This window comes from Kitasatospora sp. NPDC058478 (assembly GCF_042720345.1).
Lineage (GTDB): Bacteria > Actinomycetota > Actinomycetes > Streptomycetales > Streptomycetaceae > Kitasatospora.
The window spans coordinates 40,440-52,923 of sequence record NZ_JBHXML010000047.1 but is presented as its reverse complement, the minus strand read 5'-3'; the positions used below and the strand labels follow the sequence as shown (position 1 = coordinate 52,923).

The window sequence follows — 12,484 nt, the reverse complement described above, 5'->3', positions numbered from 1 at the left end:
GAAGCAGGAGCCTCCCCATGACCGACAACCCCGAGCAGGACTACGACCCGGGCGACGTGGCCGTCATCGGCATGTCCCTGCGGGCGCCCGGAGCCCGCACCAAGGAGCAGTTCTGGGACAACCTCGTCCACGGCCGGGAGTCCGTGTCGTTCCTGGCCAAGGACGACATCCACGTCGACGAGACCCTGATCCACAGCCCGTTCTACGTGCGGGCCTGCGGCGTGCTCGACACGTACGACAAGTTCGACCCGTCGGTGTTCGGCATCAGCGACCGGATGGCGGCCGCGATGACCCCGGAGAACCGGCTGTTCCTGGAGAGCGCCTGGGAGACGCTGGAGGACGGCGGCTACGACCCGGACCGGCTCCGGGCCGAGATCGGCATGTACGGCGCCAACAACCCGCAGACCGCCGCGCTCTACAGCTCCCCGCCGGACCGGGTGTCGGTCGGCCCCGAGGCGATCGAGGCCAGCCTGGCGTGGTCGCCGGACACCATGACCTCCAACGCCCTGTACTACATGGGGCTCATCGGCGAGGCCGTCACCGTCGCCGCCGTCTGCGCGGGCTTCCACTACGCGGTCCACCTGGCCTGTCAGTCGCTGCTGCTCGGCCAGACCGACCTGGCGATCGCCGGCGGCGCGATGGTCCGCCTGCCGCACCCGCGCGGCCACCTGTGGGAGGAGAACCGCATCCTGTCGAAGGACGGCCACTGCCGCCCGTTCGACGCCAACGGCACCGGCACCGCGCTGTCCAGCGGCGTCGTCACCGTGCTGCTGAAGCCGCTGGGCCACGCCGTCGCCGACCGCGACCACATCTACGCCGTCGTCAAGGGCTCGGCCGTCAACAACAACGGCGTCAGCGCGATGGCGTACGGCCTGGCCCAGCCCGAGCGGCTGAGCGCCTGCATCGCCAACGCCATGGAGGTCGGCGGCGTCACCCCGGACACCGTGTCCATGTACGAGGCCAACGGTCTCGGCCTGCCGATGACCGACGAGCTCGAAGTGCACGCGGCGACCATGGCGTTCGGGAAGCAGACCGCGACCACCTCGATCGGCGGGGTCAAGGGCAACGTCGGCCACGGCGGCGTGGTCTCGGGCGGCTTCGGCGCGATCAAGGCCGCGCTGGCCCTGCACCACAAGACGCTCCCGGCGACGATCAACCTCACCGAGGTCAACCAGGACCTCGACTTCCCCAGCACCCCCTTCGTGCCGCAGATCGAAGGGGCGCCCTGGGAGCCGCAGGCCGGCATCCGCCGCGCCGGCATCACCTCGATCGGTGGCGGCGGCTACAACGCGCACCTGCTGCTGGAGGAGGCGCCGACGGCCGCCGGGCGCGCCCCCGAGGACGAGGGCCGGCCGCGGCTGGCCACCCTGTCCGCCCTGGACGACGACACGCTGGCCCGGCAGCGTACGCGGCTCAAGGAGCGGCTGGAGGCCGACCCCGACCTGCGCCTGGACGACGTCTGCTTCAGCCTCAACCTCGGCCGCAAGGTGATGGCCCGCCGGTGGGCGGCCGTGGTCCGCAGCCGCGCGGAGCTGATCGCGGCGCTGTCCGACGACGCCGCCCGCGGCCCCGCCACCACGACCGCCGCCGCCCCGCAGACCGACTCGGGCTCCTTCTCCCGCTTCTCCCGCAACGACAACGGGATCGTGCCGTCCGGCCAGGACGAGCGGGCGCTGTCCGAACTGGCCGCCGCCTGGGTGACCGGCCAGCAGGTGGACTTCGACGCCCTGCACCGGGGGCAGGCCAGCCACCGGGTGCCGCTGCCCACCTACCCGTTCCAGCCGCGCCGGTTCTGGCGCACGGACTGGTGACCATGAGCACGCCGCCACCGGACACCGTGGACCTGGGCGACCCGGCCACCTTCGCGGACCACGACCTCGACGGGTTCTGGCGCACCCTGCGGGACACCGCCCCGATGCACTGGAACCCGCCCGTCGACGGCCGCCGGGGATTCTGGGTGCTCTCCCGCCACGACGACATCATGGCCACCTACCGGGACAACGCGAACTTCACCTCCGAGCGCGGCAACGTGCTCGTCACGCTCCTGGAGGGCGGCGACGCCGGGGCCGGCCGGATGCTGGCCGTCACCGACGGGCCCCGGCACCACGAACTGCGCAAGATCCTCCAGCGGGTGCTCTCGCCGAGGGTGCTCGACGAGGTCGCGCAGACCGTCCGCGTCAACACCCGGCAGTGGATCCGCGAGGCCGTCGAGTCCGGCGGCTGCGAGTTCGCCGAGGAGATCGCCAGCCGGATCCCGATGACCACGATCTCGAACCTGCTCGGCGTGCCCGAACAGGACCGGGACTACCTGCTCGGGCTGACCAAGACCGCGCTGTCGGCCGAGGACGAGGACGTCGACGAGGTCGACTCCGAGATGGCCCGCAACGAGATCCTGATGTACTTCATGGACGTCGTCGAGGAACGGCGCGAGTCCCCGGGCGACGACGTGATCAGCATGCTGATCGCCAGCTCCATCGACGGCGTGCCGCTGACCGACGAGGACGTCGTGCTCAACTGCTACAGCCTGATCATCGGCGGCGACGAGACCAGCCGGCTGACGATGATCGACTGCGTCCACACCCTCGCCGCCCAACCCGAGCAGTGGCGGCGGTTCAAACACGGCGAGGTCGCCGTCGAGACCGCCGTGGACGAGGTGCTGCGCTGGGCCTCGCCCACGATGCACTTCGGGCGCAGCGCCGTACGGGAGACCGAACTGCACGGCGTACGACTGCGGCCGGGCGACATCGTCACACTCTGGCACGCCTCCGGCAACCGCGACGAACGGGTCTTCGCCCGGCCCGGGGTGTTCGACCTCGGCCGCACCCCCAACAAGCACCTGGCCTTCGGCTACGGCCCGCACTTCTGCGTCGGCTCGTACCTGGCCAAGGTCGAGATCGCCGAACTGCTCACGGCCCTGCGGGACTTCACCACCGGATTCGAGCAGACCGAGGAGGCGCTACGGATCCGGTCCAACTTCCTGACCGGGTTCTCCACGATGCCGGTGCGGTTCCAGCCCGACCACCGCGGACTGAAAGAGGTCGACTGATCCGGATGAACATCTACATGTCAGGACAAGGGGGATTCGCGGTCGCGGTCGCGGAAGCCCTGCTGGACGACGGGCACAAGATCGTCGGCGCGGCCGCCCCCCGGCTGCGCAAGGGGAAGTCCGACGAGGGCGACGCGATGTGCTGGGACCGCCTGCGCTCCTGGGCGTACCACAAGGACGTCCCGTGGACGGACTCGGCCGAACTGCGCGCGCGGCACATCCCGGACGGGGTCGACATCATCGTCGCCGCCCACTCGCACGCCTTCCTCGGCCGCCAGACCCGCGCCCGGGCCGCCGTCGCCACCATCGGCTACCACCCCAGCCTGCTGCCGCTGCACCGCGGCCGGGACGCCATCCGGTGGACGATCCGCGACGGCGACAAGGTGACCGGCGGAAGTGTCTATCACCTCACCGAACGCACCGACGCGGGCCCGCTCGCCGCCCAGGAGCACCTGTTCGTGCCCCCGGGCTCGACCGCGCAGAGCCTGTGGCGCGACCACCTGGCACCGCTCGGCGTGCGACTGCTCCTCAAGGTGGTCGCCGACCTCACCGCGGACCGGCGGATCGAAGTCCCCCAGGACGAGAAGCTGGCCACCTGGGAGCCCGCGATGGGCGCGCCACCGCTGTTCAAACCCGAACTCATCGCGCTGCCCGGCACGGTGCAGGTCGACAGCAGCAAGTGGGCCCTGCACGACGGGTGACGGCCGGGCGGTCTCTGGAACCCGGTGCCCCGCACACTACGCGTGTGCGGGGCACCGGACTGGTCGCCGAGCCCGTCGTCGGAACTCGACAGCGTGAACGTGTACACCAGGGACGGCAATTCCGAGCGCCCCCCGTGTACCTCTGCACCTTCACCGCGAAGGAGTCCCGACCATGCGGAAGTTCATCATCGATCTGGCCGAACGCACCGTCGCCACCTACGCCGTGGCATTCCTCGGCCTGCTGCTGGCCGACGGATTCGACCTGACGTCGATCGGCGCGTTCAAGGCGGCAGCCGTGGCGGCACTGCCGGCCGCACTGGCCGTGGTCAAGGGAGTGGCCGCGACCTTCGTCGGCGACCCGAACTCGGCAGCCCTGCTGGCCCGCCCCCACGAGTGACCGGCCCGGCCGGGCGCGCTAAACCGGGAACTCCCCGTTCTGGACGGCCGCGACGAAGGCGCCCCATGCCGGGTCCGGGAAGGAAAGGACCGGACCGCTGGGGTCCTTGGAGTCCCGCACGGGCACGCGGCCGGGGAGGCCGGAGGCGACCTCGACGCAGTCGCCACCGTCCGGACCGCTGTAGCTGCTCTTGCGCCAGACCAACTTCATGCCGGGAACTCCCCGTTCTGGACGGCCGCGACGAAGACGTGCCATGCCGGGTCCGGGAAGGAAAGGACCGGACCATCGGGATCCTTGGAGTCACGCACGGGCACGAGGCCGGGGTACCCGTGGGCCACCTCGATGCAATTGCCGCCGTTGCCCCCGCTGTAGCTGCTCTTGTGCCAGAGCAGCTTCATACGGGGAACTCGCCCTCGTGAACGGCCGCGACAAAGGCTTGCCATGCGGCTGCAGGGAAGACGAGGGTCGGGCCGTCGGGGTCCTTGGAGTCACGTACGGGGACGAGGTCGGGGAACCCGGGGGCCACCTCGATGCAGTCGCCGCCGTTCGTGCCGCTGTAGCTGCTCTTGCGCCAGCTGGCCGCGTCGAGCTCGTTCTGCATCATCTCCGAACCCTTCCAGCGCCTCGGTGATTTGCCGCACCCGATCGCGGAGCTCGCGGTCGGTCCCCACTTGATCTTCCGTCGTGCCATCACTGCCCCCTGCTGTACACCACGTGCTCAACACGCGTATCTGGGCGCCACCGTACCTCCGCGTTCCGATCACCAGTATCGGAAAGCGATCTTTTGCTTGCACAGCGTCACGCCGCGCGCCCTTTGTGCGCCCCTGTCCGCCGGTCCGCCTGGTCAGGGCGTGAGGGTCCGGGTCGGGGCGCGGTGGGGGAGCCGCGCGCCTGCGACACGCGGGGAACGCTACGTCGACGAACGGGTCCTTCCCGATAATGCAGGGGCCGCGTCACCGGGCCGCGCACGCCCCCGTTCCCAGGAAGGCGCACGACCATGGAAGGCTCCTCCTCGACCGCGCTGGCCGACATCGCGACCATCCTGCTGATCGGACTCGTCCTGTCGCCGCTGCGCACCCGCCTGCGCCAACCGGTGGTGGTCGGCGAGATCGCGGTCGGGGTGATCCTGGGGCCGAGCGTCCTCGGGTTGCTGCCGGGCGACCTCCCGCACGTCCTCTTCCCGCCCCAGGTCCGCGAGCACCTGTCGGTGATCGCCCAACTGGGCATCGCGCTCTTCATGTTCGCCGCCGGCTGGGAACTCGACCTGAAGCAGCTGAACGGGCGGGTCCGCACCGTGGTGGCGGTCACCGCGGCCTCCGTCGCCGTGCCCTTCGCCCTCGCGGTCGCCCTGGCCGCCGTCCTCGCGGCCAGGTGGCCCCACCTCATCGGTACGGAGACGTCCCCCGTGCTGCTGGCCGTGTTCCTGGGCATCGCGCTGTCCGCCAGCGCGCTGTCGGTGCTCGCGCGCATCGTGGGGGAGAACCAGCTGCAGACGACCCGCACCGGGGCCATGGCCACGGCCTGCGGGGCGCTCACCGAGATCACCGCGTGGTGCGGCGTCGCCTGCGTCGCCTCCGCGGCCCGGAGCGGCGGATCGGACCACGTCCTCCTCGCGTTCGCCGAACTCGCCTGCTACGCGGCGGCGATGGCCTTCGTGGCCCGTCCGCTGCTGCGGCGCCTGCTGCGCCGGCCGGCCCGCGCCGACGGGCATCCCCTGCTCGTCCTGCTGACCCTCGGCAGCGGGATCCTGCTGTCCGCGTGGACCACCTCGTGGCTCGGCATGCACGCCGTGATCGGCGCCTTCGCCTTCGGGCTGGCCATGCCGCGCGACGCCGCCGAGGAGCTGCGGCACGCCGTCGAGGTGCCGCTGCGCCATGCGGGGGCGCTGCTGGTGCCGGTCTTCTTCGCGCTCACGGGGCTGTCCGTGGACATCGGCGGGCTGGGTTTCGGGAGCCTGGTCGCGGTGGTGGTGTTCCTGGCCGTCACCTGGGGCGGCAAGTTCGCCGGCGCCAGGCTGGGTGCCCGGCTGATCGGCGTGCCGCGCGGCGAGGCCACGACGGTGGCGGTCCTGCTCAACACCAAGGGTCTCAGTGAGGTCCTCATCCTGACCCTGGGCCGTGACCTGGGCATCATCGGCGACCGGCTGTTCACTGTTCTCCTCGTCACCGCCTTCGCCGCGACCCTGCCCGTCAACCCGCTCGTACGGCGCCTCATCCGTGCTCCTGACGCCCGTTCCGGGGCCGGGCCCGCCGCGCTGCCCCGTCAACAGCAGGACACCGCCGCGCGATCGGGCATCGAGGAGGCCAGGGGAGCGTGACGCACCGCGAGACCCGGGGCGCCGGCGGGGTGGAGACTCCCTGCGCCTGTCCAACCGGCGTCACCGCCGAGATGACCTTCACTGTCTCAATGAAGTCTCATTATTAGCCGCTGCCTGGCGGCCGCCCCCGTGTCTCCGGCTACGTCGGCAGGTGGCGGTAGACCGTCGCTCGGGAGACTCCGAGCTCTGCCGCGATCTGCTCGGCGGTGCGGCCGGCCGCGTGCAGGCGCCGGGCGGTGTCGACCATCGCCGGGCTCATCGCGCTCGGTCGGCCGCGCCGTTCACCGCCGCCGCGCCCGGGGCCGGCCGCGGCGGGGGGTTCGGGGCCGTCCAGCAGCCGGTGCACCCCGGCCAGGATGCAGGCGCGCAGGTCCTCGGGCGGGGCGTCGGCGAGCAGGATCACCGGGTCGGAGAGCATGGCGATCGTCTGGGCGGCGCGCACCCGGGCGACGAAGTCCGGGTGGGGCCCTGCCACCAGGACGTTCGCGCGCAGCATCCCGTCGCGGAACCGCGTGAAGCCCGGGCCCGTGAGGCCCGGCGCCGCGTCGTACAGGCTCATCCGCAGCAGGTCGCGGTGGCGCAGCCAGACGTCGAGCAGCCCCTCGATCGCCGCCCAGCGGGCTGCGGCCGGATCCGGCGGGTCGGTGGGCGCCAGCGCGGCGTCGAGGTCGTCCAGCATCGGTTCGATCAGCGCGCCGAGGATGTCCGCTTTGCTGGGGAAGTGGTACAGCACCGCGGCCTTCGTCACGTCCACCCGCTCGGCGATCCCGCGTACCGAGGTGGCGTGGTAGCCGTGCGCGGCGAACTCCTCCAGGGCCACCGCAAGGATCCGTGCCCGGGTGTCGGGGTTCTCGGCAGCAGTCATGTGGGGAGCTTAGGCCCTGTCCGTCGCCGCCCCTTGCCTGACCGACGGTCAGGGCGTAGCGTCGAAGTACTGACCGATGGTCAGTCCGGGAGCGCCGACGCGACCGCTGATCGGCGACGGCTGACGGCTGACCGGCGACGGCTGCCGCGAGTCGGCCTGGCTGCGATCAGGCGACGACGATCAGGCGATGACAGAAGGAGCGTCCATGAACGCCTCGACCAGGACAGTCGATCGCACCGTGCTGATCTCCGGGGCCGGCATCGCCGGACCGACGCTCGCCTACTGGCTGGCCCGCCACGGCTTCCAGCCGACCGTGGTCGAGCGGGCCGTGGCCGTGCGCTCCAGCGGCAGCCCGGTCGATGTCGCCGGCCGCGCGATGGAGGTCGCCGAGCGGATGGGGATCAGGGACCGCCTCCGTGCGGCCGCCACCCAGGTGACCGGCGTGGGCTTCTACAACGCCGCGGGCCGCCGGGTGGGCAGGATCGACCTGCGCGGCCTGTCGGGCGCGGCCCAGGCCGACACGGTCGAGCTGCCGCGCGGAGATCTCGCCGCGATCATCCACGAAGCGAGCCGGGACGACGCCGAGTTCGTGTTCGGCGACTCGATCGCGAGCCTGAGCCAGGACGAGGCGGGTGTCGACGTCACCTTCGCGTACGGCCGCCCCCGCCGCTTCGGCCTGGTGGTCGGCGCCGACGGCCTGCACTCCGCCGTCCGCCGGCTGGCCTTCGGTCCGGAGTCCGGGTTCGTCCGCCACCTGGGGATGTACGTGGCCACCATGCCGCTGGCCGGGGCGGCGGGCGACCTGCGGGAAGTGGCGATCCACAACGCGCCGGGCCGCGCCCTCTGCGTGCATCCCGGATGCGGCAGGCCGCTGGCCGCGTTCATGATCCGGTCCGCCGCCGTGCCGGACTTCGACCACCGCGACACCGAGCAGCACCGGCGACTGCTGACCGCCGCGTTCGCCGGGATGGGCTGGCGCGCGCCCGAGGTGCTGGCGCAGGTGCGCGAGAGCGAGGAACTGTACTTCGACGCGGTGAGCCAGGTCCGGCTGCCGCAGTGGTCGCGGGGCCGGGTCGCGCTGCTCGGCGACGCCGCGTCCTGCGTGTCGCTCTTCGGCGGCGGCTCCAGCCTGGCCGTGGCGGGCGCCTACAGCCTGGCCGAGGCCCTGGCCGCCGATCCCGCCGACCACCGCGCGGCCCTGGCCCGCTACGAGGCCGCGCACCGGGGGCTGGTGGACGAGGCCCGGCAGTCCGTACGAGCGGCCTTCGCGCTGCTCGTCCCGGCCGGCCGCGGCGGCATCCTGGCCAGGAACCTCGCCACCCGGCTGTCGCCGGTCGTGCTCGCGACAGCGCGGGCCGGGAGTGTGCTCAAGTCCCGTGCCGTGCGCGGGGATTACTCATGACCGGGCCCGAGCTTCCCTCCTTCGTCCGGCTGCGAGCAGGCGGCATCGTACGAGCGGACCTCACCGGCCGCCTGGCCGTCGTCGACCACTTCGAGGACGCCGTCACCACCGTGGCGGCAGTCGGTGTGAACCGTTCGTGGGCAGCCGGACGTATCCACCGGTGAGGTGGTGAGCGGACGGTGTCGCCCCGTCAGCTCCGGCCTTGTGCGGCGGTGGTGGCGGCGGGTGGCGGTGTCGCGGCACGGGACGGTGCGGTATTGCACGCACGTCCCCTGTCGGGAGTCTCGCCACCGGCCCTCGCTGCCCGTCGATTTCGGAGAAACTCCTTTGCGCAACAGCAGGTTCACCTCGGTCCTCCTGGCCGGTGTCACGACGCTGGCGGCCCTCGCCGTCGGCGTCGGCCCGGCGGTCGCCGCCCCGTCCGAGCCGGCCGCCATCGCCGGCTCCCCGGACGCCTCCCCGGACGCCTTCCCGGGCGGCCAGGACGTCGAGGTCTTCGCCGAGGACGGCGCCATCAGCCGGACCAAGGTCCCTTCGGCGTCCCCCTTCGTCGCCGAGCAGTCCATGAGCGCGGCCGCTGCCGGGGCTGCCGCCGGGGACGGCGCCGTCACGAAGGTCGTCAACAACGGGAGCACGGACAGCAAGCTGGACGTGGTCATGATCGGCGACGGCTACACGGCCTCGGAGCAGGACAAGTTCCGCAAGGACGCCGCGGCGAAGTGGAAGGACATCAGCGCCGTCGAGCCCTACGCCACCTACCGCAAGCTGTTCAACGTGTGGGCCGTGGGCGCCGTCTCCGCACAGTCGGGCGTCTCCGGGGACCCGAAGCAGGACACCGTCCGCAAGACCGCCCTCGGCTCGCACTTCTGGTGCAACTCCATCGAGCGGCTGCTGTGCGTGGACGTCAAGGCCGTCGACGCCTACGCCGCCAAGGCCCCGCAGGCCGACCTCGTGATCGTCGTCGCCAACACCGCCAAGTACGGCGGCGCCGGCTACGGCAGCACCCAGTCGCCGCTCGGCTACGAGGGCATCGCCACCGTGGCGGGCGGCAACGGCGCGTCCGGCCAGATAGCGGTGCACGAGACCGGCCACTCGCTGGGCAAGCTCGCGGACGAGTACTGGGCCGATGGGGCGGGGCCCTACAAGGGCGCGGAGCCCACGCAGCCCAACATCACCACCCTGAGCGCCGACCGGATGCGCCAGGACAAGACCAAGTGGTACCGCTGGCTCGGCAAGACCTCGCCCGACGGCGGCACCGTCGGCGCCTACCAGGGCGGCAGCAACTACCCGTCCGGCCTGAACCGGCCGACCGACAACTCGGTGATGCGCTCCCTCGGCCGCGAGTTCAACCTGCCCGGCCGCGAGGCGATGATCGCCGGCTTCTACCGGCACGCCTCCACCCTCTCCAGCGCCACGCCCGTCACCACCCGGCTGACCGCGACCGACCGCCTCACCGTCGACCTCCCGGTCTCCGGCACCAAGCTGCGGTGGTACCTCGACGGCAAGGAGGTGACGGCCCTGCGCGACCGCAAGGCGATCGCCGTCTCCGACCTCGGCCCCACCGGCCCCAAGCCCGCCGCCCACGAGCTCAAGGCCGTCGCGAACGACCCCACCTCGTCCGTCATCGACCCGGCCCTGACCCCGGCGCTGACCCGCAGCCTGGTCTGGAGCGTCACCCGCTGACCACGGGGCGTGGCCCCTCGCGTCCGGCTGGGACGGGAGGGGCCACGCCCACGGCGGAAGCTTCACCGGCCGGGCCCCCCCCCGCCCGGGGCCCGGGAGGCCCGGCCGGTGCTCGGCCCGGCCCCCGCGCCGACGGCGATCTACCATGGCTGGGAAGGCTTCGTCTCCAAGCCCGCGCCACAGCGGCGGGGAGGTCGGCATGGCGTTCGACACGACGGGGTTCGAGCAGGCGGACAACGGCCGGTACCTGCCGATCTCCGAGCACGGCCTGATCGGCGACCTCCGGACGACCGCCCTGGTCGGCACGAACGGCACCATCGACTGGTACTGCTGTCCGCGTTTCGACGCGCCCAGCGTGTTCGGGGCCATCCTCGACGCGGAGCGGGGCGGATCGTTCGAACTGGCCGCGGACGTCCCGACCCGCACCCGGCAGTTCTACTTCCCCGACACGAACGTGCTGATCACGCGCTTCTTCGCCGCGGACGGCGTGGCGGAGATCCAGGACTTCATGCCCGTGGCCGAGGGGTCGCCCGAGGTCGCCCGGCACCGGCTGATCCGGCGGCTCATCTGCGTCCGGGGCATCCTCCCGTTCCGGGCGCGGATCGCCCCGCGCTTCGGCTACGGCGCCGAGACGCACACCGTCTCCCTCGAAGGCCACGTCGCGGTGTTCCGCTCCCCGTCGCTGACGCTCGCGCTGACCGCCACCGCGCCGCTGGAGACCGACGGCCTGGACGTGTGGTCGCACTTCAAGCTCCTGGAGGGCGACTCCGTCGTGTTCGCCCTCGACCAGATCGGCGACGACGTCCCGGCCCGGTCGTGTCCGCGCGCCGAGGCGGAGGAGCAGTTCGAGGCGACCGTCCGGTTCTGGCGCCACTGGCTGGCCGGGTCGCGCTACCAGGGCCGGTGGCGGGAGATGGTGCACCGCTCAGCCCTGCTGCTCAAACTGCTCACCTACGCGCCGACCGGCGCGATCGTCGCCGCACCCACCACCAGCCTGCCCGAGCAGGTCGGCGGCGAGCGCAACTGGGACTACCGCTACATGTGGGTCCGCGACGCCGCCTTCTGCGTCTACGCCATGCTGCGCCTCGGGTTCACCTCGGAGGCCGAGGCGTTCATGGGCTTCCTCTTCGAGCGCATGCGCGACACCGCCGCGAACGGCCCGTTGCAGATCATGTACGGCATCGACGGTCGCACCGAGCTGCCCGAGTACGCGCTGCCGCACCTGGAGGGCCACCTGGGCTCCGCACCCGTGCGGGTCGGCAACGCCGCCACCGGCCAGCTCCAGCTGGACATCTACGGAGCCATGATCGACTCCATCTACCTGTACGACAAGTGGGGGCAGCCGATCAGCAGCGCCGGCTGGGAGGACGTCGGCATGGTGGCGGACTGGCTCTGCGAGAACTGGGACCAGCCCGACGAGGGCATCTGGGAGACCCGCGGCGGCCGCAGGAACTACGTGTACTCGCGGCTGATGTGCTGGGTGGCGCTGGAACGGGCGATCCGGATGGCGAACCGCCGCGGCCTGCCGGCCGACCTGCCCCGCTGGCGGCAGACCCGGGACGCGATCTACCACCAGATCATGCGGCGCGGCTGGTCGAGCGAGCTGGGCGCGTTCGTCCAGTCCCTGGACGACGGCGAGCTGGACGCCTCGCTGCTGATGATGCCGATGGCCAAGTTCATCTCGCCCACCGACCCCAAGTGGCTCTCCACCCTGGACGCGCTCACCAAGGGCCTGGTCTCCGACTCCCTGGTCTACCGCTACAACCCGGCCACCAGCCCGGACGGCCTGAGCGGCTCCGAGGGCACCTTCTCGATCTGCTCCTTCTGGTACGTCGAGGCACTGGCCCGCGCCGGCCGCCTGGAGGAAGCCCGGCTCGCCTTCGAGAAGATGCTCACCTACGCCAACCACCTCGGGCTGTTCGCCGAGGAGATCGGCCCGACCGGCGAGCAACTCGGCAACTTCCCGCAGGCCTTCACCCACCTCTCGCTGATCAGCGCGGCCTTCAACCTCGACCGCGCGCTGGGCTGAGATCGCGTCAATTCGGCTGGATCCAGCTCCTGTTCGGATCCCAT

The 12,484-nt window shown here is 71.9% G+C and carries 13 protein-coding genes; 9 read left to right on the top strand and 4 right to left on the bottom strand.

Annotation, left to right across the window (positions count from 1 at the left end):
* Nucleotides 1–17 precede the first annotated feature (17 nt).
* The 4 genes from ACFWPT_RS25255 (at nucleotide 18) to ACFWPT_RS25240 (ending at nucleotide 4,144) form a co-directional block, all read left to right on the top strand.
* The gene (locus ACFWPT_RS25255; RefSeq protein WP_380484445.1) at nucleotides 18–1,811 is read left to right on the top strand and encodes a beta-ketoacyl synthase N-terminal-like domain-containing protein; all 1,794 of its coding nucleotides are present in this window, start codon (nucleotides 18–20) and stop codon (nucleotides 1,809–1,811) included.
* Entirely contained in the window at nucleotides 1,808–3,046 is a 1,239-nt protein-coding gene (locus ACFWPT_RS25250; RefSeq protein ID WP_380484443.1) for a cytochrome P450, read from the top strand. The genes ACFWPT_RS25255 and ACFWPT_RS25250 overlap by 4 nt, the downstream gene beginning before the upstream one ends.
* A gap of 5 nt (nucleotides 3,047–3,051) precedes the next feature.
* Nucleotides 3,052–3,747 carry a formyltransferase family protein gene (locus tag ACFWPT_RS25245; protein WP_063346318.1) on the top strand — a complete coding sequence of 232 codons (696 nt, stop codon included), beginning with the start codon at nucleotides 3,052–3,054 and terminating at the stop codon, nucleotides 3,745–3,747.
* A 172-nt stretch (nucleotides 3,748–3,919) separates the two neighbouring features.
* The gene (locus ACFWPT_RS25240) at nucleotides 3,920–4,144 is read left to right on the top strand and encodes a holin (RefSeq protein WP_063346317.1); all 225 of its coding nucleotides are present in this window, start codon (nucleotides 3,920–3,922) and stop codon (nucleotides 4,142–4,144) included.
* Nucleotides 4,145–4,162: 18 nt separating this feature from the next.
* On the opposite strand, the gene ACFWPT_RS25235 is transcribed toward ACFWPT_RS25240, so the two are convergent.
* The 3 genes from ACFWPT_RS25235 to ACFWPT_RS25225 are packed head-to-tail and all read right to left on the bottom strand — an operon-like array spanning nucleotide 4,163 to nucleotide 4,748.
* The gene (locus ACFWPT_RS25235) at nucleotides 4,163–4,354 is read right to left on the bottom strand and encodes a DUF397 domain-containing protein (protein WP_380484440.1); all 192 of its coding nucleotides are present in this window, start codon (nucleotides 4,352–4,354) and stop codon (nucleotides 4,163–4,165) included.
* Nucleotides 4,351–4,542, bottom strand: a complete 192-nt coding sequence (locus ACFWPT_RS25230) for a DUF397 domain-containing protein (RefSeq protein WP_380484437.1) — start codon at nucleotides 4,540–4,542, stop codon at nucleotides 4,351–4,353. The genes ACFWPT_RS25235 and ACFWPT_RS25230 overlap by 4 nt, the downstream gene beginning before the upstream one ends.
* Nucleotides 4,539–4,748, bottom strand: a complete 210-nt coding sequence (locus ACFWPT_RS25225; RefSeq protein WP_380484435.1) for a DUF397 domain-containing protein — start codon at nucleotides 4,746–4,748, stop codon at nucleotides 4,539–4,541. Before ACFWPT_RS25225 ends, ACFWPT_RS25230 begins: the two co-directional genes overlap by 4 nt.
* Nucleotides 4,749–5,141: 393 nt before the next feature.
* Between ACFWPT_RS25225 and ACFWPT_RS25220 the strand changes: the two genes are divergently transcribed.
* Nucleotides 5,142–6,461 (top strand): cation:proton antiporter, encoded by a 1,320-nt coding sequence (locus ACFWPT_RS25220; protein WP_380484433.1) that lies wholly within the window; start codon nucleotides 5,142–5,144, stop codon nucleotides 6,459–6,461.
* 139 nt (nucleotides 6,462–6,600) lie between these two features.
* On the opposite strand, the gene ACFWPT_RS25215 is transcribed toward ACFWPT_RS25220, so the two are convergent.
* Nucleotides 6,601–7,326 (bottom strand): TetR family transcriptional regulator, encoded by a 726-nt coding sequence (locus tag ACFWPT_RS25215; protein WP_380484431.1) that lies wholly within the window; start codon nucleotides 7,324–7,326, stop codon nucleotides 6,601–6,603.
* Between the two features lie 205 nt (nucleotides 7,327–7,531).
* On the opposite strand from ACFWPT_RS25215, the gene ACFWPT_RS25210 reads away from it, so the two are divergent.
* The 4 genes from ACFWPT_RS25210 (at nucleotide 7,532) to ACFWPT_RS25195 (ending at nucleotide 12,440) form a co-directional block, all read left to right on the top strand.
* The gene (locus ACFWPT_RS25210; protein WP_380484428.1) at nucleotides 7,532–8,728 is read left to right on the top strand and encodes an FAD-dependent monooxygenase; all 1,197 of its coding nucleotides are present in this window, start codon (nucleotides 7,532–7,534) and stop codon (nucleotides 8,726–8,728) included.
* Nucleotides 8,725–8,892, top strand: a complete 168-nt coding sequence (locus tag ACFWPT_RS25205) for a hypothetical protein (RefSeq protein ID WP_380374333.1) — start codon at nucleotides 8,725–8,727, stop codon at nucleotides 8,890–8,892. The genes ACFWPT_RS25210 and ACFWPT_RS25205 overlap by 4 nt, the downstream gene beginning before the upstream one ends.
* A 163-nt stretch (nucleotides 8,893–9,055) precedes the next feature.
* Nucleotides 9,056–10,411, top strand: coding sequence for a M64 family metallopeptidase (locus tag ACFWPT_RS25200; protein ID WP_380484426.1), 1,356 nt, complete (start codon nucleotides 9,056–9,058; stop codon nucleotides 10,409–10,411).
* A 199-nt stretch (nucleotides 10,412–10,610) separates the two neighbouring features.
* Nucleotides 10,611–12,440 carry a glycoside hydrolase family 15 protein gene (locus ACFWPT_RS25195; protein ID WP_380374329.1) on the top strand — a complete coding sequence of 610 codons (1,830 nt, stop codon included), beginning with the start codon at nucleotides 10,611–10,613 and terminating at the stop codon, nucleotides 12,438–12,440.
* The last annotated feature ends 44 nt before the right edge of the window (nucleotides 12,441–12,484 follow it).